Genomic DNA, 17,422 nt, shown 5'->3' on the forward strand with positions numbered 1-17,422 from the left:
ATGGCATCCGCGCAGGCCCGGCCCGGCATCGTCTGCGTGGGCCTGGGCCCCGGCGACCCCGACCTGATGAGCGTGAAGGCCGACCGCCTGGTGCGCGGCGCGCTCCACGTGGCCTTCTTCCGCAAGAAGGGCCGCCCCGGCAAGGCGCGCCAGCTGGTGCAGGGCCTGCTCGCACCCGACGTGACGGAATACCCCATGGAATACCCCGTGACCACCGAACTGCCGGTGGACAGCGCGGACTACGTGGCCCAGCTCTCGGCCTTCTACGACGACTGGTGCACGCGCCTGGCCCTGCTGGCGCAGACGCAGCAGGTGGTGGTACTGTGCGAAGGCGACCCGTTTCTGTACGGCTCGTTCATGCACCTGTACACCCGCCTGCGCGATCGCACCGGCACCGCGCCCGACGTCGTGCCCGGCATCCCCGGCATGGTGGGCTGCTGGCACGCCACGGGCGAGCCCATCACCTGGGGCGACGACGTGCTGAGCGTGATGACCGGCACCCTGCCCGAGGACGAACTGGTGCGCCGCATGCAGACCGCCGACGCGCTGGTGGTGATGAAGGTGGGGCGCAACCTGCCCCGCATCCGCCGCGCGCTGGTGCGCACCGGGCGGCTCGATACCGCGTGGCTGGTGCAAAACGGCACCACGGCCACGCAGCAGGTCGCCCGCCTGGCCGATGTGGCGGACGACGCCTGCCCGTACTTCGCCATCGTGCTGGTGCACGGCCAGGGGCGGCGGCCGGAGGCGGCATGGTGAACGGCTCTGCCAACCCCGCCGCAGGCCGCCTGACCATCGCGGGCCTGGGCCCCGGCGCCCTGGCGCAGGTCACGCCCGAAGTGGCCGCGGCCCTGCAGCACGCCACCGATGTGGTCGGCTACTTGCCGTACGTCGCGCGGGCGCAGGCCCTGTGGCAGCAAGCCGGCGCAGCGCAGCCTGTGGCCTGGCACGCGTCCGACAACCGCGTGGAGCTGGACCGCGCGCAGCAGGCGCTGGCCCTGGCCGCACAGGGCCGGCAGGTCGTGGTGGTGTCGTCGGGCGACCCGGGCGTGTTTGCCATGGCGTCCGCGGTGTTCGAGGCCATGGAGCACGCGGCGCCCGCCACATCGGCAGCCTGGCAGGCTCTGGACGTGCAGGTGCTGCCCGGCATCACCGCCATGCTGGCGGCAGCGGCGCGCGCCGGGGCCCCGCTGGGCCACGACTTTTGCTGCATCAACCTGTCGGACAACCTCAAGCCCTGGCCGGTGATCTCCCAGCGCGTGCGGCTGGCGGCCGAGGCCGACTTCGCGATGGCCTTCTACAACCCCCGCTCGCGCAGCCGGCCCGAGGGCTTCGTGCGGCTGCTGGAATTGCTGCGCGCCCACTGCGAGCCCGGGCGCCTGCTGGTGTTTGCGCGGGCCGTGTCCACGCCCGACGAGCAGCTCACCGTCTGCACCCTGGCCGAGGCAGCGCCCGAGATGGCCGACATGCGCACCGTGGTGCTGGTGGGCAACAGCACCACGCGGCGCGTGGGCCGGTTCACCTACACGCCGCGCTTTTATGGCGTGCCGGCCGACACATCCTCGCTAGGCAGTACGCCATGACGCAGCCAGCGCATCACCGCGCCCACATCCTCGGTGCGCGCACGCTGCGGCAGGGCTGGCCGCTGCACCATCACCACCGGCAGGCCCAGCGCGCGCGCCGCGTCGAGCTTGCCGCGCGTGGCCTCGCCCCCAGCGTTCTTGGCCACCAGCCACTGCACGCGGTGCGCCCGCAGCAGGGCCAGGTCGTGCTCCGCGCTGAAGGGGCCGCGCCCGACCTCCAGGTCCACCGCGGCATCGGGCCAGGGCAGGCTGCCGGGCTCGGGATCATCGACCAGGCGCAGCAGGTAATGGTGCTGCCCCAGGCCCGCAAAGGCCTGCAGCTGCTTGCGCCCCACGGCCAGGAACACACGCGTGGCCTCGGCGGGCAGAGCCGCCGCGGCCGCCGCCATGTCGGGCACATCGATCCACCGGTCGCCCGGCCCGGGTTGCCAGGGAGCCCGCTCCAGCGCCAGCAGCGGCACACCGGCCATGGCACAGGCCTCGCAGGCACGGCGGCTCATCTGCGCGGCAAAGGGGTGCGTGGCATCCACGACGTGCGTGATGCCATGGTCCACGAGGTACTGCACCAGCCCCGGCACCCCGCCAAAGCCGCCGACGCGCACAGGCAAGGGCTGCGCCAGCGGGGCCTGCGTGACGCCCGCATACGAAAAAACGGCTGGCACGCCCGCCTGGTGCAGGGCCTGGGCCAACTGGCTGGCGCCGGTGGTACCCCCCAGCAGGAGAACATGCGTCATGACTGATCCGTGGTTGACATTGGTCGGCTTGAATGAAGACGGGCTGGAGGGGTTGACCCCCGCCGCCCGCCGCGCACTCGATGCCGCCCAGGTGGTGTTCGGCGGCCCGCGCCACCTGGCGCTGGCCGAGGTGGGAGACCGCGGCCGGCCCTGGCCTGTGCCCTTCGACGTCGCCCCCGTGCTGGCCCTGCGCGGGCAGCGCGTGGTGGTGCTGGCATCGGGCGACCCGTTCTGGTTCGGCGCGGGCGGCAGCCTGGCGGCGCACCTGGCGACCCACGAGTGGCGCTGCCACGCGCAACCCTCGACATTCTCGCTGGTCGCGGCGCGCCTGGGCTGGCGGCTGGAGGCAGTCGATTGCCTGGGCCTGCACGCCAGCCCGCTGCAGCAACTGCTGCCCCGCCTGGCGCCGGGGCGCCAGTTCATCGTGCTGCTGCGTGATGGCGCGGCCGTGGCGCAGCTGGCGCAGTGGCTGGTGCATGAAGGCTGGGGCGACAGCAGCCTGTGGGTGATGGAGGCCGTGGGCGGCCCGCGCGAGCGCTGCCGCAGGCTGGCGGCGCACGAGGCGATCACCGCGCTGCCGGCAGACCCCGCACTGGCCCCCGTGGCCGTGGCCCTGCAGGCCCAGGGCGGCGTGGGCATGCCCCAGGTGCCGGGCCTTGCCGACGATTTTTATGCGCACGACGGGCAGATCACCAAGGCCCCGGCCCGCGCACTCACGCTGGCCGCCCTGGCCCCACGCCGCGGCGAGCGGCTGTGGGACATCGGCAGCGGCTCCGGCTCCATCGCGGTGGAGTGGTGCTTGGCCGGGGGCATGGCGCACTGCGTGGAGCAGCACGCGGCCCGTGCCGACAACATCCGCCGCAACGCCGAGCGCGTGGGCCTGCAGGCCGCGCTGCAGGTGGTGCACGGCCTCGCGCCCGCAGCCTTGCACGGGTTGCCACCGCCCGAGGCGGTGTTTGTGGGCGGCGGTTTCGACACCGCGCTGTTCACCGAACTGCAGGCGTTAATGCCCGCCGGTTGCCGCCTGGTGGTCAACGCCGTCACACTAGAGACGCAGGCGCTGCTGGTCCAGCTGCATGGCGCGCACGGCGGGCAATTGCTGCGGCTGGAGCTGTCCAGCGCCCAGCCGCTCGGGCGCATGCACAGCTGGCAGGCTGCCCGCCCGCTGGTGCAGTGGAGCTGGCAGCGATGAAGGGTGATGCCCGCCTGATGCCCCCTGACTCCGCCGCGGGCCCGGGCCACGTCTGCACGGTGGTGGGCGTGGGCCTGCGCGCCCATGCACAGCCCGCCGCGCTGCACGCGCTGTGGGCCCAGGCCCAGGCCTTGCTGCGGGGCGATGTGGTGTGGGCTGCGGACGACCTGCGCCCTTGCGCCGTGGCCGTGCTCGACACAAAGGCGGCGCATCCCGCGCTCGCAGCCTGGCTGTCGGGCATCGCCGGCAGCGCACCGCCCGTACCGGTACGGGCAATCCCCGCCGCAGACCTGGCCGGCCAACCGGTGGCCACCCAATCGCCCCGGCTGCGGGCGCGCTACGGCACCGGCAGCGTGGCCGAAGCCGCGGCCCTGTCGGCCGCAGGGCCGCAAGCTGAACTGGCCGTGCCGCGCCTCGTGGCCGCCGATGGCAGCGCCACACTGGCCGTGGCCGTGGCAATCCGGCGCACTGGCGACCCGGCCTTTGGCATCGCAGCGGTCGCCCTGGCGCATGCCACGGGCCCATCCCAAGAACGACAAGGAGCATCGGCATGACCGTGCATTTCATCGGCGCCGGCCCTGGCGCCGCCGACCTGATCACCGTGCGCGGCCGCGACCTGATGGCCGCGTGCCCGGTTTGCCTGTACGCCGGCTCGCTGATCCCGCGCGACCTGCTGGCGCACTGCCCGCCGGGCGCCCGCATCGTCAACACGGCCGCGATGAGCCTGGACGACATCGTGGCCGAGATCGAGGCCGCCCATGCGCAGGGCCAGGACGTGGCGCGCCTGCATTCGGGCGACCTGTCGGTGTGGTCCGCCATGGGCGAGCAACTGCGCCGGCTGCGCGCGCTGGGCATTCCGTACACCGTGACGCCCGGTGTGCCCTCATTCGCTGCCGCTGCGGCCACGCTGGGCGCGGAGCTCACGCTGCCCGGGCTGTGCCAGTCGGTGGTGCTCACGCGCACCTCGGGCCGCGCCACGTCCATGCCCGAGGCCGAGAACCTGGCGGCGTTTGCCGCCACCGGCGCGGTGCTGGCGATCCACCTGTCGATCCACGTGGCCGACAAGGTGCAGGCCGAGCTGCTGCCGCACTACGGCGCCGACTGCCCCGCCGCCATCGTGTGGCGCGCCAGCTGGCCCGACGAGACCGTGGTGCGCACCACCGTGGGCGCGCTGGCGCAGGCCGTGGCCACCAGCATGGAGCGCACCGCCCTGATCCTGGTGGGCCGCAGCCTGCAGGCCGAGGACTTTGCCGAAAGCCGCCTCTACGCCGCCGACTACGACCGCCGCTACCGTCCCCTGGGCACCGCGCCGCGCTTTCCGGCCACCGATGTGAACGGCGGCACGGTGCTGGACACCGCCCGCGACGAGCCGCTGGACGCGCCCTCCGCATGAGCGACGAACAGGCCCTTCCCCCCATCGCGCTGACCCTCATCGGCATCGGCACCGGCAACCCCGACCACCTCACGCGCCAGGCCATCGCGGCGATGAACGCGGCCGACCTTATCCTGCTGCCGCACAAGGGCGAGGACAAGGCCGAGCTGGCGGCCTTGCGGCAGTCGCTGTGCGACGCGGTGCTGGCTGGCCCTGTGGTGCCGTGCATCGCCGGCTTCGACATGCCGGTGCGCCGCAGCGAGGGCGACGACTACCTGGCCCAGGTGGACGAATGGCATGCCGCGATCACGCAGCAGTGGCAGGCGGCCATCGCCAATGCACTGGCACAGGCCCGCCTGCCTGTGCCTGCCAATGGCGCAGCGCTGCGCGTGGCGCTGCTGGTGTGGGGCGACCCTTCGCTGTACGACAGCACGCTGCGCATCGCAGCCCGCCTGCAGCCTGCGCCGGTACAGGTGCAGGTGGTGGCGGGCATCACGTCGGTGCAGGCGCTGGCGGCGGCGCACGCCATCGCCCTCAACGACATCGGCCAGCCCTTCGTGGTGACCACCGGCCGCCAACTGCGCGACCACGGATGGCCCGCCGGGGTGGATACGGCCGTGGTCATGCTCGACGGGCAGTGCAGCTTCAACACCCTGCCGCCTCAGGACTTGCACATCTGGTGGGGCGCCTACCTGGGCATGCCGCAGCAACTGCTGGACAGCGGCCCGCTGGCCGATGCCGGCCCGCGCATCGACAGCGCGCGCGCCCAGGCCCGCGCGCGCCATGGCTGGATCATGGACATCTACCTGCTGCGCCGGCAGCCTGCCCACGAGGGCTGATCGCGCGGCCCGGGGACGTCCTGCCCAGCCGCAACATCAGAAACCCATAGCGCGCCGGGCATCCTCGTTATACGCTCGCGCTTATGTGGGCGCTGCGCGGTGCGCATACGCTCTGGAACTATCCTTCTGACGATTACCTGCCCGGACCCCGGGCCGCCCCACGCATGACGACGCCCCACCGCCCCCTTCGCTTCATCCGCCGCGGCCAGCCCGTGGTGCTGAACCACGTACCGCCCGACCGCACCCTGCTGGAGGTGCTGCGCGAAGACCTGGGCTGCACGGGCACCAAGGAAGGCTGCGGCGAGGGCGACTGCGGCGCATGCACCGTGGTGCTGGGCGAGCCGCGCGACGGCCAGGTGCACTACAGCGCGGTGAACAGCTGCATACGCATGGCGCATTCGGTGGACGGCATGGCGCTATGGACGGTGGAGGACTTGGCGGAAGACCCACTGATTCAGCCGGCTGATGAACCGCCCAAACCGTCGCGAGCGGACGGCGGGCTAGGCGCACGGAGCGCAGGAACCGGAATGCACATTCAGGTCCATGAGGATTCCGAGCACCGCGCAACGACGCCCACCGTTCGCGCAGCAGGTTTGCATCCTGCGCAGGAGGCCATGGTGCAGTGCCATGGCTCCCAATGCGGCTTCTGCACCCCCGGCTTTGTGATGAGCCTGTTCGGCATGTACCAGCGGCACGTCGTGCCCCTGCAGGCCGTGGGCTGCACCACCCAGGCCACCCACCCCATCCAGACCATCCAGCCCATCACCCGCGAGATGGCGCAGGAAGACCTCTCGGGCAACCTGTGCCGCTGTACCGGCTACCGCCCCATCCTGGATGCGGCACAGCAGATGGCGACCCTGCCCGCCGTCGCAGTCAACGAAACGCTATTGCTACAAAAATTGCAGCAAATGAATGAATCAGGGTCAGCGGTAGCGCCTGATTCTTCTTACATCGCCCCCACGACACTGCCTGAACTGCTGGCAGCCCGCGCAGCCCACCCCGGCGCGCAGGTGGTGGCCGGCTGCACCGATGTCGGCCTGTGGGTGACCAAGCAGCACAAGCAGTACGAACGCATCCTCGATGTGACCCGCGCGGCCGAGCTGCGCCAGGTGCAACGCGATGCGCACCACATCGCCATCGGCGCCGCCGTATCGCTGACCGAGGCCTTCGCGGTGCTCAAGGCCCAGTGGCCCCAGTTGCACAGCTTTGCCGCGCGTTTTGCGGGTCTGCCGGTGCGCAACTCGGGCACGCTGGGTGGCAATGTGGCCAACGGCTCGCCGATTGGCGACTCCATGCCGCTGCTGATCGCGCTGCGCGCCCGGGTGGTGCTGGCCAGCAGCGCGCGTGGCGAGCGCACGCTGCCACTGGAAGACCTGTACACCGGCTACCGCCAGAACGTGATGGCGGCCGATGAGCTGCTGGTGCGCATCGTCGTGCCGCGCCCCGGCGTGACCGAGGCGCTGCGCGCGTACAAAATTTCCAAACGGTTCGACGACGACATCTCCGCCGTGTGCCTGGTCATCAACCTCGATATCGACGCCGGCACGGTGCGCCATGCCAGCATCGGCGCCGGCGGCGTGGCCGCAACGCCCGCACGTGCCCGCCAGACCGAAGCCGCCCTCACCGGCCAGCCTTGGAATGCCGACACTGTGCAAAACGCGGTGCAGGCGCTGCAGGCAGAGTTCAACCCCATCTCCGACATGCGCGCGAGCGGCGCCTACCGCCGCACCGTGCTCGCCAGCCTGCTGCAGCGCTTTTGGCTGGAGAGCCAAGGCGAAGACGCGGTGAGCGTGGAGAACTTCCGCCTGGAGGCCACCGTATGAACCAGCGCGACAACGGCCCCACCAGCCTGCCCGTGAGCCGCGACGCCGGCGACGACCCCATGGTGGCAGCGGCCGACGCCCACGCCGCCGACCCGCAGCCCCCGACGGCTGCCGGCGCACCCTCCGCCCCGATCCCCGCCCCCAGCCTGCGCGCCATGGGCCAGTCCCACATCCATGAAAGCGCGCGCGCCCAGGTGGCCGGGGCCGCCCACTACATCGACGACCTGCCCGAGGTGAAGGGCACGCTGTACGCCGCGCCCATCCTCTCCACCGCGGCCCACGGCACGCTGAACGGCGTGGATGCCACCGCGGCTCTCGCCCTGCCCGGCGTGCGCGGCGTGGTGGTGTCGGCCGACGTGCCGGGTGACAAGCTGCTCGCAGCCTTCGCGCACGACGAGCCCGTGTTTGCCATCGACACCGTGCAGCACATCGGCCAGGTCATCGGCCTCGTCGTGGCAGATTCGGTGATGCAGGCGCGCCGCGCGGTGCGCGCCGTCAAGCTCGACATCACCCCCCTGCCCGCCGTGCTCACCGTGCAGGACGCACTGGCGGCCCAAAGCTATGTGCTGCCGCCGGTGTTCGTGCGCCGGGGCGACGCGGCCGCAGGCCTGGCCTCGTCCGAACACCGCCTGAGCGGCCAGTTCGAAGTCGGCGGGCAAGAGCACTTCTACCTTGAAGGCCAGATCGCCTACGCCCTGCCGCTGGAGCAAAAGCAGTGGTGGATCTACTCCAGCACCCAGCACCCCGGCGAGGTGCAGCACTGGGTGGCACACGCGCTGGGCATCGACAACCACGCGGTCAAGGTCGAATGCCGCCGCATGGGTGGCGGCTTCGGCGGCAAGGAGACGCAGGCCGGCCACCTGGCTGTGTGGGCGGCCGTGGCCGCGAACAAATTCGGCCGCCCCATCAAGCTGCGCCTGGACCGCGACGAAGACTTCATGGTCACCGGCAAGCGCCACCCGTTCGCGTACGACTACGACGTGGGTTTTGACGCCACCGGGCGCATCACGGGCCTGAAGCTGCAGATGGCGGCCAACTGCGGCTTTTCCGCCGACCTGTCGGGCCCCGTGGCCGACCGCGCCGTGTTCCACAGCGACAACGCGTACTACCTGAGCGACGTGGAGATAGCCTCGTACCGCTGCAAGACAAACACCCAAAGCCACACGGCGTTTCGCGGCTTCGGCGGCCCGCAGGGCGTGATCGTGATCGAGGCCATCCTGGGCGACATCGCGCGGGCGCTGGGCCGGGATGCGCAGGACGTGCGCATGGTCAACCTGTACGGCAAGGACGCATCAGAAGGCCGCAACGTCACCCACTACCAGATGACGGTGGAGGACAACATCCTGCACGCGCTTTTGCCCCAGCTGGAGCGCGACGCCGACTACCGCCAGCGCCAGGCGTCGATCGCGGCGTGGAACGCCACCAGCCCTGTGCTCAAGCGGGGCCTCGCGATCACGCCGGTCAAGTTCGGCATCAGCTTCACCGCCACCCTGTTCAACCAGGCCGGCGCGCTGGTGCACGTCTACACCGACGGCAGCGTGCAGGTGAACCACGGCGGCACCGAGATGGGCCAGGGCCTGCACACCAAGGTCGCGCAGATCGTGGCCGACGAGCTGGGCGTGCCGCTGGCCCGCGTGCTGGTCACCGCCAGCGACACCAGCAAGGTGCCCAACGCCAGCGCCACCGCCGCCAGCAGCGGCACCGACCTGAACGGCCGCGCCGCCCAGTTCGCGGCACGCAACGTGCGCGACAACCTCGCAGCCTTCGTGTCGGGGCTCGACACCTGCGGCGCGGGTGCGATCCGTTTCGAAGGCGGACAGGTGATCTCGCCAAAGAAGGTGCGGCAGTTCGACGACGTGGTCAAAGAGGCGTACGCCAACCGCATCCAGCTGTGGAGCGACGGCTTCTACCGCACGCCCAAGATCCACTACGACAAGGCCACGCTCACGGGCCGGCCGTTCTACTACTTCGCCTACGGCGCAGCATGCTCCGAAGTCGTCATCGACACCCTCACCGGCGAGAGCCGCGTGACGCGCGTGGACATCCTGCACGACGTGGGCCACAGCATCAACCCGGCCATCGACATCGGCCAGATCGAAGGCGGCTTCGTGCAGGGCATGGGCTGGCTCACCACCGAGCAGCTGGTGTGGAACGACAAGGGGTACCTGGCCACACACGCCCCCAGCACCTACAAGATCCCGGCCACGGGCGACATCCCCGCGCACTTCCGCGTGAACCTGTGGCCCGAGGCCAACCGCGAAGACAACGTGGGCGGCAGCAAGGCCGTGGGCGAGCCGCCGTTCATGCTGGCCATCAGCGTGTACGAGGCGCTGCGCAACGCGGTGGCTGCAGGGCGCGCTGGCGATGAAGCAGCGCAAGAAGCGCCGGTGGTGTTGACGGCACCTGCGACGGCGGAGAATGTGCTCAAGGCGTTGGGGCGGATGTTGTGATGACTTTTGCCTAGCGCTTTGTTCCCGCGGTGCCTGAATTAAAGCGCTGGAGTCTCACAGTCTCCGCCGAGCCAGGGTCACCCCAAAACCCCCGACACCAGCCGCACCACCCGCCCGCACCTCGCGGCCAGCGACTCGTCGTGGGTGACCATGACGAACGCGGTGCCATGGTCGCGCGCCAGCTGCAGCATCAGCTCGAACACGCCATCGGCGGTCGACCTGTCGAGGTTGCCCGTGGGCTCATCGGCCAGCACGCACGCCGGCCGGGTGACCAGGGCCCGGGCGATGGCGACCCGCTGGCGCTCTCCGCCGGAGAGTTCGGCCGGGCGGTGGTGCACGCGTTCCCTGAGGCCCACCGACGCGAGCACATGGGCGGCCTGCTCATGGGCCTGGGCGTCGGGCATGCGGCGGATGCGCAGGGGCATCGCCACGTTATCCAGCGCGCTGAACTCGGGCAGCAGGTGGTGGAACTGGTAGATGAAGCCCAGGTGCTGGTTGCGCAGCTGGCCCTGGCGCTCGGCCGACAGTGACGACATGGCCTCGCCTTTCAGGCGCACGCTGCCCGCGGTGGGCGCGTCCAGGCCGCCCAGAAGGTGCAGCAGGGTGCTCTTGCCCGAGCCCGATGCGCCGACGATGGCCACGGTCTCGCCCGCGCGGATCTGCAGATCCACGCCCTTGAGCACGGTCACGTCGAGCCGGCCTTCGGTGAAGCGCTTGGTCAGGCCCTTGGCTTCCAGGACCACGGCGCCCGCAGCAGGGGCGGCGTGGCCGGTGTCGTTGTTGTAGTTGTTGTTCTTGTCACTCATAGCGCAGCGCCTCGGCAGGGTTCACACGGCTGGCGCGCCAGCTGGGGTACAGGGTGGCCACGAAGGCCAGCACCAGGGAGATGAGCCCGATGGGCACGATGTCGCTGCTTTGCGGCTCGCTGGGCATCTTGCTGATGAGGTAGATGTCCTTGGGCAAAAAGCTTGCGTTCAGGGCCTTTTCGATGGCCGGGACGATCACGTCGATGTTGAAGGCGATACCCAGGCCGAGCAGCAGGCCCACCGCGGTGCCGATCACGCCGACCATGGCGCCTTGCACCACGAAGATGCCCATGATGCTTTTGGGGCTGGCGCCGAGGGTGCGCAGGATGGCGATGTCGGCGCGCTTGTCGGTCACTGTCATCACCAGGGTGGAGACCAGGTTGAACGCAGCCACCGCCACGATGAGCGTGAGGATGATGAACATCATGCGCTTTTCAAGCTGCACGGCGGCGAACCAGGTGCGGTTTTGCTGTGTCCAGTCGCGCACCAGCAGCATGCCGCTCAGGCTGTTGGCCAGTTGCTGCGCCACTTCGCGGGCCTGGTGCAGGTCCTTGAGCTTCAGGCGCACGCCGGTGGGGCCTTCCAGCCGGAAGATGCGCTGCGCGTCCTCATGGTGCAGCAGCACCAGGGCCGAGTCGTATTCGTAGTGGCCGGAGTCGAAGGTGCCCGCCACCGTCATCTGCTTGAGGCGCGGCACCACGCCCGCCGGGGTGACCTGCCCTGCGGGGGCGATCAGCGTGACCACATCGCCAGCGCGCACACCCAGGGCACGGGCCAGCTCGCCGCCCAGCACCACCCGGAATTCTCCGGGCACGAGCAGGTTGAGCGTCTTTTCATTGGTGGCCGCCAGGTCGGTCACCGCGCCTTCCAGCGCCGGGTCGATGCCCCGCACCAGCGCGCCCTTCATGTCCTCGCCGCGCGCCAGCAGCGCCTGGGCCGAGACGAACGGCGCGGCGCCCACCACATTGGGGTTTTTCTTGGCCTCGGCCAGCGTGAGCGCCGGGTCGGGCAGCGCGGCGCCCTGGGGCGCAAAGATCTCGATGTGCGAGACCACGCTGAGCATGCGGTCGCGCACTTCCTTCTGAAAGCCGTTCATCACCGACAGCACGATGATGAGGGCGGCCACCCCGAGCGCGATGCCCAGCATGGACACGCCCGAGATGAACGAGATGAAGCCGTTGCGCCGGGTGGCGCGGCCGGCGCGGGTGTAGCGCCAGCCCAGGGCCAGTTCGTAGGGGATTTTCATGGATCAAAAAGAAGAGGCCCCGGCAGCGCGGAATGTCTGGTCGGAGCGGGGCAGATTGTGGCATCCCGGACAATAGGGGGATGTCGGACACCACCCATTTGCTCATTCCCTATGCCGCAAGCGCTTCCGAGGGATGCCAGCAAGCCCTGCAGGACCTGGCCCTGCCCCACCTGGACAGGCTCCTGGCCCGGCTCAGCCCCCTCCCCGCATTGAGCGACAACGGCGAAGACACCAGCTTCTCCACGCCCCATGAACGCGCCCTGGCGCGCAACCTGGGCCTGCCCGTGCAGGACGGGCGCATCCCCTGGGCCGCCTGGTACCGCCACCAGCAGGGCCTGGCCGCCGACGGACAGGCATGGGCGTTCTTCACGCCCTGCCAGTGGCAGGTCACCACCGACCACGTCACCCTGCGCGACCCTGAAACGCTGGGCCTGGACGAGGCGGCGTCGCGCGCGCTGCTGGCCATCGTCTCGCCCTGGTTTGCCGAAGACGGCATCACGCTGCATTACGACCAGCCCACACGCTGGCTGGCCAGCGGCGCGCTGTTTGCGCAGCTCGCCACCGCATCGCTCGAGCGTGTGCTGCTGCGCGATGTGCGCGCCTGGATGCCCGACGCCCGTGCCGAGCCCGCAGCCCGCACCTTGCACCGCCTGCACAGCGAGATGCAGATGCTGCTCTACACCCATGCCTTCAACGACGAGCGATCGGCGCGCGGGCTGCCGGTGGTCAACTCGTTCTGGGTCCATGGCGCGGGTGTGCTGCCAGAGGCCTTGCCGCCTGCCGCATCCAAGGGCGTGAACCCCCTCCAGCCCACCACCTTGCACGACGCCGCACTGCGCGACGATTGGCGCGCCTGGCGCACGGCGTGGGCCGCGCTCGACGCAGGCCCCGTAGCCGACCTGTTGCGCCAGGCCGAGGCCGGCACCCCCGTGCAACTCACGCTGTGCGGCGAGCGCAGCGCCCTTGCCTTTCATTCCGCCCCGCGCACGCTCACCCAGCGCATTCAAGGCTTTTTCAAGCCCTCCCGCTTCATGGACCTGCGCCACCAGCTATGAAAATAATAGCAAGAGACATTCCCCCCCGTGCCGCCTGGGCGCTGGAGCAGGCCGGCGTGCACCCGCTGCTGGCACGCTTGTACGCAGCGCGTGGCGTGCGGGCCAAGGACGAGCTGGACGACGGCCTGGCCCGGCTGCTGCCGCCCAGCGGCGACCAGGGCCTCAAGGGCATTGGCGACGCCGCCCGCCTGCTGGCCGACGCCATGGCGCAGAACCAGCGCCTGGTGATCGTGGCCGACTACGACTGCGACGGCGCCACCGCCTGCGCCGTGGGCGTGCGCGGCCTGCGCATGCTGGGCGCGCAGCAGGTGGACTACCTGGTGCCCGACCGCGTGACGGACGGCTATGGCCTCACGCCCAGCATTGCGCGCCGCGTGAAGGAGCGCGGGGCCGATGTGCTGATCACCGTGGACAACGGCATCGCCAGCGTGGACGGCGTGGCCGAAGCCAAGGCGCTGGGCCTGACCGTGGTCGTCACCGACCACCACCTGCCGGGCCCCGCGCTGCCGGCGGCCGACGCCATCGTCAACCCCAACCAGCCCGGCTGCACGTTCGAGAGCAAGTCCATGGCCGGCGTGGGCGTGATGTTCTACGTGCTGCTGGCGCTGCGGGCCGAGTTGCGGGCGCGGGGTGTTTTTGATGCGGCCACCCAACCCAAGCTGGACCCGTTGTTGACTCTCGTGGCGCTGGGCACCGTGGCCGACGTGGTCCGGCTCGACGCCAACAACCGCCGCCTGGTCGCCCAGGGCCTCAAGCGCATCCGCGCGGGCCAGATGCCCGCCGGAGTGGCGGCGCTGTTCCACGCCGCGGGCCGCAAGGCGCCCGTGGCCACCACGTTCGACTTCGGCTTTGCGTTGGGCCCGCGCATCAACGCCGCAGGCCGCCTGGCCGACATGACGCTGGGCATCGAATGCCTGCTTACCGATGATGCGGGCCGCGCCGCCGAGCTGGCCGCCACACTCGACGGCATCAACCGCGAGCGCCGCGAGATCGAGGGCGGCATGCGCGAGCAGGCGATGCTGATGGCCGAGAGCCTGTTCGACGACAGCGAGGAGCCGCCACCCGCGATCAGCGTGTTCGACCCCGATTTTCACGAAGGCGTGGTGGGCATCGTGGCCAGCCGCATCAAGGACAAACTGCACCGCCCCACGTTCGTGTTTGCCGCCAGCAGCGCGCCGGGCAAATCGCACGAGCTCAAGGGCTCGGGCCGCTCCATCCCCGGCTTTCATCTGCGGGATGCGCTGGACCTGGTGGCCAAGCGCCACCCGGGCGTGCTGCTGAAGTTCGGGGGGCACGCCATGGCGGCGGGCTGCACGGTGGATGCGGACTCGTTCGACACCTTCGAGCAGGCACTGGCCCAGGTGGCGCAGGAGTGGCTCGATGCCTCCACCCTCACCCGCCGCATCGAGACGGACGGCCCGCTGTCGGCGGAATACTGCCGCGCCGACATCGTGGACACGCTGCACCGCGAGGTCTGGGGCCAGGGCTTCTTGCCCCCTACGTTCAGCGAGGAAGTGCAGATCGTGAGCCAGCGCCTCGTGGGCGAGGCCAAGAACCATTTGTCGATCAAGCTCATGCACCAGGGCAATCCCGTCGACGCGATCTGGTTCGGCCACACCGAGCAGCTGCCTGCGCGGGTGCTGCTGGCGTTTCGGCTGGATGTGAACGAGTGGAAGGGAGAGCGCAAGGTGCAGTTTTTGGTGGAGGGCGCTGAGGTTCAGTGACAACCCCCTGAGGCGCTTCGCGCCATCCCCCTTCTCTCGAATCGCTGCGCGATTCGGGAAGGGGGACGCAGCCAGCGCGGCGGGGCGGCCCTTGCGCGGCTGCCGCTGGCTTGCGCTGCGACAGTTGCGGAGTTCTATTGGCCACGCCGGCATCCGCAGGGGCCGCACGTCGGTCGAAAAGGTCGATAAGTGCAAGTTCAGGCCTGCAACGGACCTCGGCTGCGCTGGCGCACTACGGTGACCTGCTCGCCGCCCACGCCCCAGTTGTCAGGGTCGATCTCGTCGATGATGACAGTCACGGTCTCGGGTTTTTTGTCCAGCACTTCCTGCAGAAGGCGGGTGACGCCCGCGATCAGGGCGGCCTTCTGGGCGGACGTGGTGGGGATGTCGCGTCGGGCGAGGCGGATGTTGACCAGGGGCATGCGCAGATCCTTTTTTTCAGTGACACACCAAAGCAAAAGGCAGCCGAGGCTGCCTTTTTTTTCGTTTTTTTGTTCTTGAAGCTCGCGTAAACATTCGGAGCTTCGGACGTCTTAGAAGCTTTCCCAGTCGTCATCGCCGCCCTGGGCCGTAGCACGGGGTGCGGGCGACGGGGCTGGCGCGTGCGGGGCTGTGGGGCGGGCTGCCGGGGCGGCAGATGATGCGATCCGGGGCGCGGCTGGCGCCTTGGCGTTTGCGCTGGCAGGCTTGGACGGTGCGGCGACGCGTGCGGCAGGCGCGGCGGCCTTGACCGCGGCGGCAGGCCTGGGCGCGGCGGGTGCGGGGCGTGGTGCCGGGGCTGGTGCGCTCACAGCCATAGCGCCGACGTTGAATACCGACACCACTTCGGCCAGGCGTTGCGCCTGGTCGCGCATTGAGGTGGCTGCGGCTGTCGATTCCTCCACCAGCGCCGCGTTCTGCTGGGTCATCTGATCGAGGTGCGTGACCGCCTGGTTCACCTGCGCAATGCCGTCGCGTTGCTCCGTCGACGATGCCGTGATCTCGCCGATCAGGTCGCTCACGCGCTGCACGCTCGCCACGATCTCCTGCATGGTCTGCCCGGCCTGAGCGACCTGGGCCGAGCCCGATTCGACGTTCTGCACCGAGGCACCGATCAGCGCCTTGATCTCCTTGGCGGCCTCTGCACTGCGCCCGGCCAGGCTGCGCACTTCGCTGGCCACCACCGCAAAGCCCCGGCCTTGCTCGCCGGCGCGGGCTGCTTCCACCGCGGCGTTCAGTGCCAGGATGTTGGTCTGGAAAGCGATGCCGTCGATCACGCCGATGATGTCGTTGATCTTTTTGCTGCTGTCGGTGATCTGCTGCATGCTGGTCACCACTTGGCCCACCACTTCGCCGCCGCGCGCTGCTGCCTGGGCTGCAGTGCTGGCCAGTTGGTTGGCCTGGCGGGCGGTGTCGGCCGACTGGCTCACGGTGGCCGTCAACTGCTCCATGCTGGCCGCGGTCTCTTCCAGGTTGGAGGCCGTCTGCTCGGTGCGGGCCGACAGGTCGTGGTTGCCGTTGGCGATCTCCACCGATGCGGATGACACGGAATTGACGCCCGTGCGCACCTCGCCCACCACGCCGCGCAAGCGCTCGGACATGGACGACAGCGCGCGCAGCATGTGGCCGAATTCGTCCTTGCGGGTGGACTGGATCTCGCGCGTGAGGTCGCCTGCGGCAATGGCGTCGATGTTCTCGACCGCCTGGTTCAGCGGCACGGTGATGGAGTGCACCAGCTTCCACGCCAGGAACAAGCCCACCGCCATCAGCACGAGCGAGGTGACGATGCCCCAGATGGCGTACTCCACGCGGCGCGCGGTGGCGTCGGCGCGGATGGCATCGCGGCGCTTTTCCAGCGTGGCCACGAAGTCGTCCTGGGCCTTGAGGTACTTGGTGACCAGGGGCGCGAACTCGTCGTCCGCAAACCGCTGGGTGGCCACCGCGTCGCCTGCGCCCTTGAGCTCCCAGGTCTTGGCGGTGGCGGCCAGCACGGCCTTGCGAGCGTCCAGCACCTTGTCGAGCGACGCCTTTTCCTCCGGCGCGGTGGCCGAGGCAACGATGGACTCCTGCACCTTGTTGATGGAGCCGATGATCTCTTTGACCTTGGCGCCGTACTGCTCGGCCAGCACCGCGTCGGTGGTCACTGCGCCGCCCATGACCATGGTGACGGCGGTTTCGGTGGAGCCCCGCCAGCGCACGGCCGACGAGATGCGTGCCTCGATCTCCACCACCGCATCAATGGCGGCAGACATGGACGTGTTGGCCCGGTTCTGCGCAAAGCCCGAGAGCAGCAGCATGCCGATCATCAGGCCCAGAAATGCGCCCCACAGCTTGCGGGAGACGCGGATATTGTCGAATTGCATGGTTTTTCCCTGGTGGATCTGTTGTGTGTTCATGCAAGGCGCGGCTCGCCCGGAAACATTCGATTACATCAGCAACAACCCATAGCCTACGCCAGCCAGGCACCCTCTTGCGCCAGCCATTCACCGGGAAAAACCCGCATTCAGAAACCCCGGGAACGGCAGACAGACGCTGGCCGCGCGCCCGAGTCGCAGGCGGCCTACCGAGCCTGCCGGTGGAAGCGCACGCGCTGGTTCAGCTAAAAATTGCCGCTACCGCACG

15 protein-coding genes are annotated in these 17,422 nt (G+C 69.8%); 10 read left to right on the forward strand and 5 right to left on the reverse strand.

Annotated elements, in window-relative coordinates:
• Positions 1-756, forward strand: coding sequence for a precorrin-2 C(20)-methyltransferase (cobI, locus tag ACSQ3D_RS09780; RefSeq protein ID WP_436126755.1), 756 nt, complete (start codon positions 1-3; stop codon positions 754-756).
• Positions 750-1,580, forward strand: coding sequence for a precorrin-3B C(17)-methyltransferase (gene cobJ / locus ACSQ3D_RS09785; RefSeq protein ID WP_436126756.1), 831 nt, complete (start codon positions 750-752; stop codon positions 1,578-1,580). The genes cobI and cobJ overlap by 7 nt, the downstream gene beginning before the upstream one ends.
• On the opposite strand, the gene ACSQ3D_RS09790 is transcribed toward cobJ, so the two are convergent.
• Positions 1,535-2,314 (reverse strand): cobalt-precorrin-6A reductase, encoded by a 780-nt coding sequence (locus ACSQ3D_RS09790; protein WP_436126757.1) that lies wholly within the window; start codon positions 2,312-2,314, stop codon positions 1,535-1,537. The two genes, cobJ and ACSQ3D_RS09790, sit on opposite strands and share 46 nt — an antisense overlap.
• Here ACSQ3D_RS09790 and cbiE point away from each other — a divergent pair.
• The 6 genes from cbiE to xdhB all read left to right on the forward strand — a co-directional run bounded on the left by cbiE (position 2,313) and on the right by xdhB (position 9,990).
• Entirely contained in the window at positions 2,313-3,506 is a 1,194-nt protein-coding gene (gene cbiE / locus ACSQ3D_RS09795; protein WP_436126758.1) for a precorrin-6y C5,15-methyltransferase (decarboxylating) subunit CbiE, read from the forward strand. The two genes, ACSQ3D_RS09790 and cbiE, sit on opposite strands and share 2 nt — an antisense overlap.
• Positions 3,507-3,523: 17 nt before the next feature.
• Positions 3,524-4,060, forward strand: a complete 537-nt coding sequence (locus ACSQ3D_RS09800; protein ID WP_436126759.1) for a cobalamin biosynthesis protein — start codon at positions 3,524-3,526, stop codon at positions 4,058-4,060.
• On the forward strand, positions 4,057-4,899 hold the full coding sequence (gene cobM / locus ACSQ3D_RS09805) for a precorrin-4 C(11)-methyltransferase (protein WP_436126760.1): 843 nt from the start codon (positions 4,057-4,059) through the stop codon (positions 4,897-4,899). Before ACSQ3D_RS09800 ends, cobM begins: the two co-directional genes overlap by 4 nt.
• Positions 4,896-5,717, forward strand: coding sequence for a precorrin-6A synthase (deacetylating) (cobF, locus tag ACSQ3D_RS09810; protein ID WP_436126761.1), 822 nt, complete (start codon positions 4,896-4,898; stop codon positions 5,715-5,717). The genes cobM and cobF overlap by 4 nt, the downstream gene beginning before the upstream one ends.
• 164 nt (positions 5,718-5,881) lie before the next feature.
• Positions 5,882-7,540 carry a xanthine dehydrogenase small subunit gene (xdhA, locus tag ACSQ3D_RS09815; RefSeq protein ID WP_436126762.1) on the forward strand — a complete coding sequence of 553 codons (1,659 nt, stop codon included), beginning with the start codon at positions 5,882-5,884 and terminating at the stop codon, positions 7,538-7,540.
• The gene (gene xdhB / locus ACSQ3D_RS09820) at positions 7,537-9,990 is read left to right on the forward strand and encodes a xanthine dehydrogenase molybdopterin binding subunit (protein ID WP_436126763.1); all 2,454 of its coding nucleotides are present in this window, start codon (positions 7,537-7,539) and stop codon (positions 9,988-9,990) included. The genes xdhA and xdhB overlap by 4 nt, the downstream gene beginning before the upstream one ends.
• 77 nt (positions 9,991-10,067) lie before the next feature.
• Here the strand turns inward: xdhB and lolD are convergent, their stop codons facing one another.
• Both lolD and ACSQ3D_RS09830 read right to left on the reverse strand, forming a co-directional pair.
• Entirely contained in the window at positions 10,068-10,796 is a 729-nt protein-coding gene (lolD, locus tag ACSQ3D_RS09825) for a lipoprotein-releasing ABC transporter ATP-binding protein LolD (protein WP_436126764.1), read from the reverse strand.
• Entirely contained in the window at positions 10,789-12,042 is a 1,254-nt protein-coding gene (locus tag ACSQ3D_RS09830; protein WP_056420665.1) for a lipoprotein-releasing ABC transporter permease subunit, read from the reverse strand. The genes lolD and ACSQ3D_RS09830 overlap by 8 nt, the downstream gene beginning before the upstream one ends.
• A gap of 80 nt (positions 12,043-12,122) precedes the next feature.
• On the opposite strand from ACSQ3D_RS09830, the gene ACSQ3D_RS09835 reads away from it, so the two are divergent.
• Positions 12,123-13,097 carry a phosphoglycerate mutase gene (locus ACSQ3D_RS09835; RefSeq protein ID WP_436126765.1) on the forward strand — a complete coding sequence of 325 codons (975 nt, stop codon included), beginning with the start codon at positions 12,123-12,125 and terminating at the stop codon, positions 13,095-13,097.
• Positions 13,094-14,821, forward strand: coding sequence for a single-stranded-DNA-specific exonuclease RecJ (recJ, locus tag ACSQ3D_RS09840; RefSeq protein WP_436126766.1), 1,728 nt, complete (start codon positions 13,094-13,096; stop codon positions 14,819-14,821). The genes ACSQ3D_RS09835 and recJ overlap by 4 nt, the downstream gene beginning before the upstream one ends.
• Before the next feature lie 197 nt (positions 14,822-15,018).
• Here recJ and ACSQ3D_RS09845 read toward each other — a convergent pair whose 3' ends face one another.
• Together ACSQ3D_RS09845 and ACSQ3D_RS09850 are read right to left on the reverse strand one after the other, a co-directional pair.
• Positions 15,019-15,243: a 4-oxalocrotonate tautomerase family protein gene (locus ACSQ3D_RS09845; protein WP_396503713.1), complete on the reverse strand. Its 225-nt coding sequence runs from the start codon at positions 15,241-15,243 to the stop codon at positions 15,019-15,021.
• Between the two features lie 111 nt (positions 15,244-15,354).
• Positions 15,355-17,163 carry a methyl-accepting chemotaxis protein gene (locus tag ACSQ3D_RS09850; protein WP_436126767.1) on the reverse strand — a complete coding sequence of 603 codons (1,809 nt, stop codon included), beginning with the start codon at positions 17,161-17,163 and terminating at the stop codon, positions 15,355-15,357.
• Between the last annotated feature and the right edge of the window lie 259 nt (positions 17,164-17,422).

It is taken from the genome of Acidovorax sp. LjRoot117 (assembly GCF_964252695.1).
Taxonomy (GTDB): Bacteria; Pseudomonadota; Gammaproteobacteria; order Burkholderiales; family Burkholderiaceae_C; genus Acidovorax.

Coding starts and splice junctions, on each gene's coding strand:
- cobI (WP_436126755.1), top strand. CDS start 1: ATGGCATCCGCGCAGGCCCGGCCCGGCATCGTCTGCGTGGGCCTGGGC.
- cobJ (WP_436126756.1), top strand. CDS start 750: ATGGTGAACGGCTCTGCCAACCCCGCCGCAGGCCGCCTGACCATCGCG.
- cbiE (WP_436126758.1), top strand. CDS start 2,313: ATGACTGATCCGTGGTTGACATTGGTCGGCTTGAATGAAGACGGGCTG.
- ACSQ3D_RS09790 (WP_436126757.1), bottom strand. CDS start 2,314: ATGACGCATGTTCTCCTGCTGGGGGGTACCACCGGCGCCAGCCAGTTG.
- ACSQ3D_RS09800 (WP_436126759.1), top strand. CDS start 3,524: ATGCCCCCTGACTCCGCCGCGGGCCCGGGCCACGTCTGCACGGTGGTG.
- cobM (WP_436126760.1), top strand. CDS start 4,057: ATGACCGTGCATTTCATCGGCGCCGGCCCTGGCGCCGCCGACCTGATC.
- cobF (WP_436126761.1), top strand. CDS start 4,896: ATGAGCGACGAACAGGCCCTTCCCCCCATCGCGCTGACCCTCATCGGC.
- xdhA (WP_436126762.1), top strand. CDS start 5,882: ATGACGACGCCCCACCGCCCCCTTCGCTTCATCCGCCGCGGCCAGCCC.
- xdhB (WP_436126763.1), top strand. CDS start 7,537: ATGAACCAGCGCGACAACGGCCCCACCAGCCTGCCCGTGAGCCGCGAC.
- lolD (WP_436126764.1), bottom strand. CDS start 10,796: ATGAGTGACAAGAACAACAACTACAACAACGACACCGGCCACGCCGCC.
- ACSQ3D_RS09830 (WP_056420665.1), bottom strand. CDS start 12,042: ATGAAAATCCCCTACGAACTGGCCCTGGGCTGGCGCTACACCCGCGCC.
- ACSQ3D_RS09835 (WP_436126765.1), top strand. CDS start 12,123: ATGTCGGACACCACCCATTTGCTCATTCCCTATGCCGCAAGCGCTTCC.
- recJ (WP_436126766.1), top strand. CDS start 13,094: ATGAAAATAATAGCAAGAGACATTCCCCCCCGTGCCGCCTGGGCGCTG.
- ACSQ3D_RS09845 (WP_396503713.1), bottom strand. CDS start 15,243: ATGCCCCTGGTCAACATCCGCCTCGCCCGACGCGACATCCCCACCACG.
- ACSQ3D_RS09850 (WP_436126767.1), bottom strand. CDS start 17,163: ATGCAATTCGACAATATCCGCGTCTCCCGCAAGCTGTGGGGCGCATTT.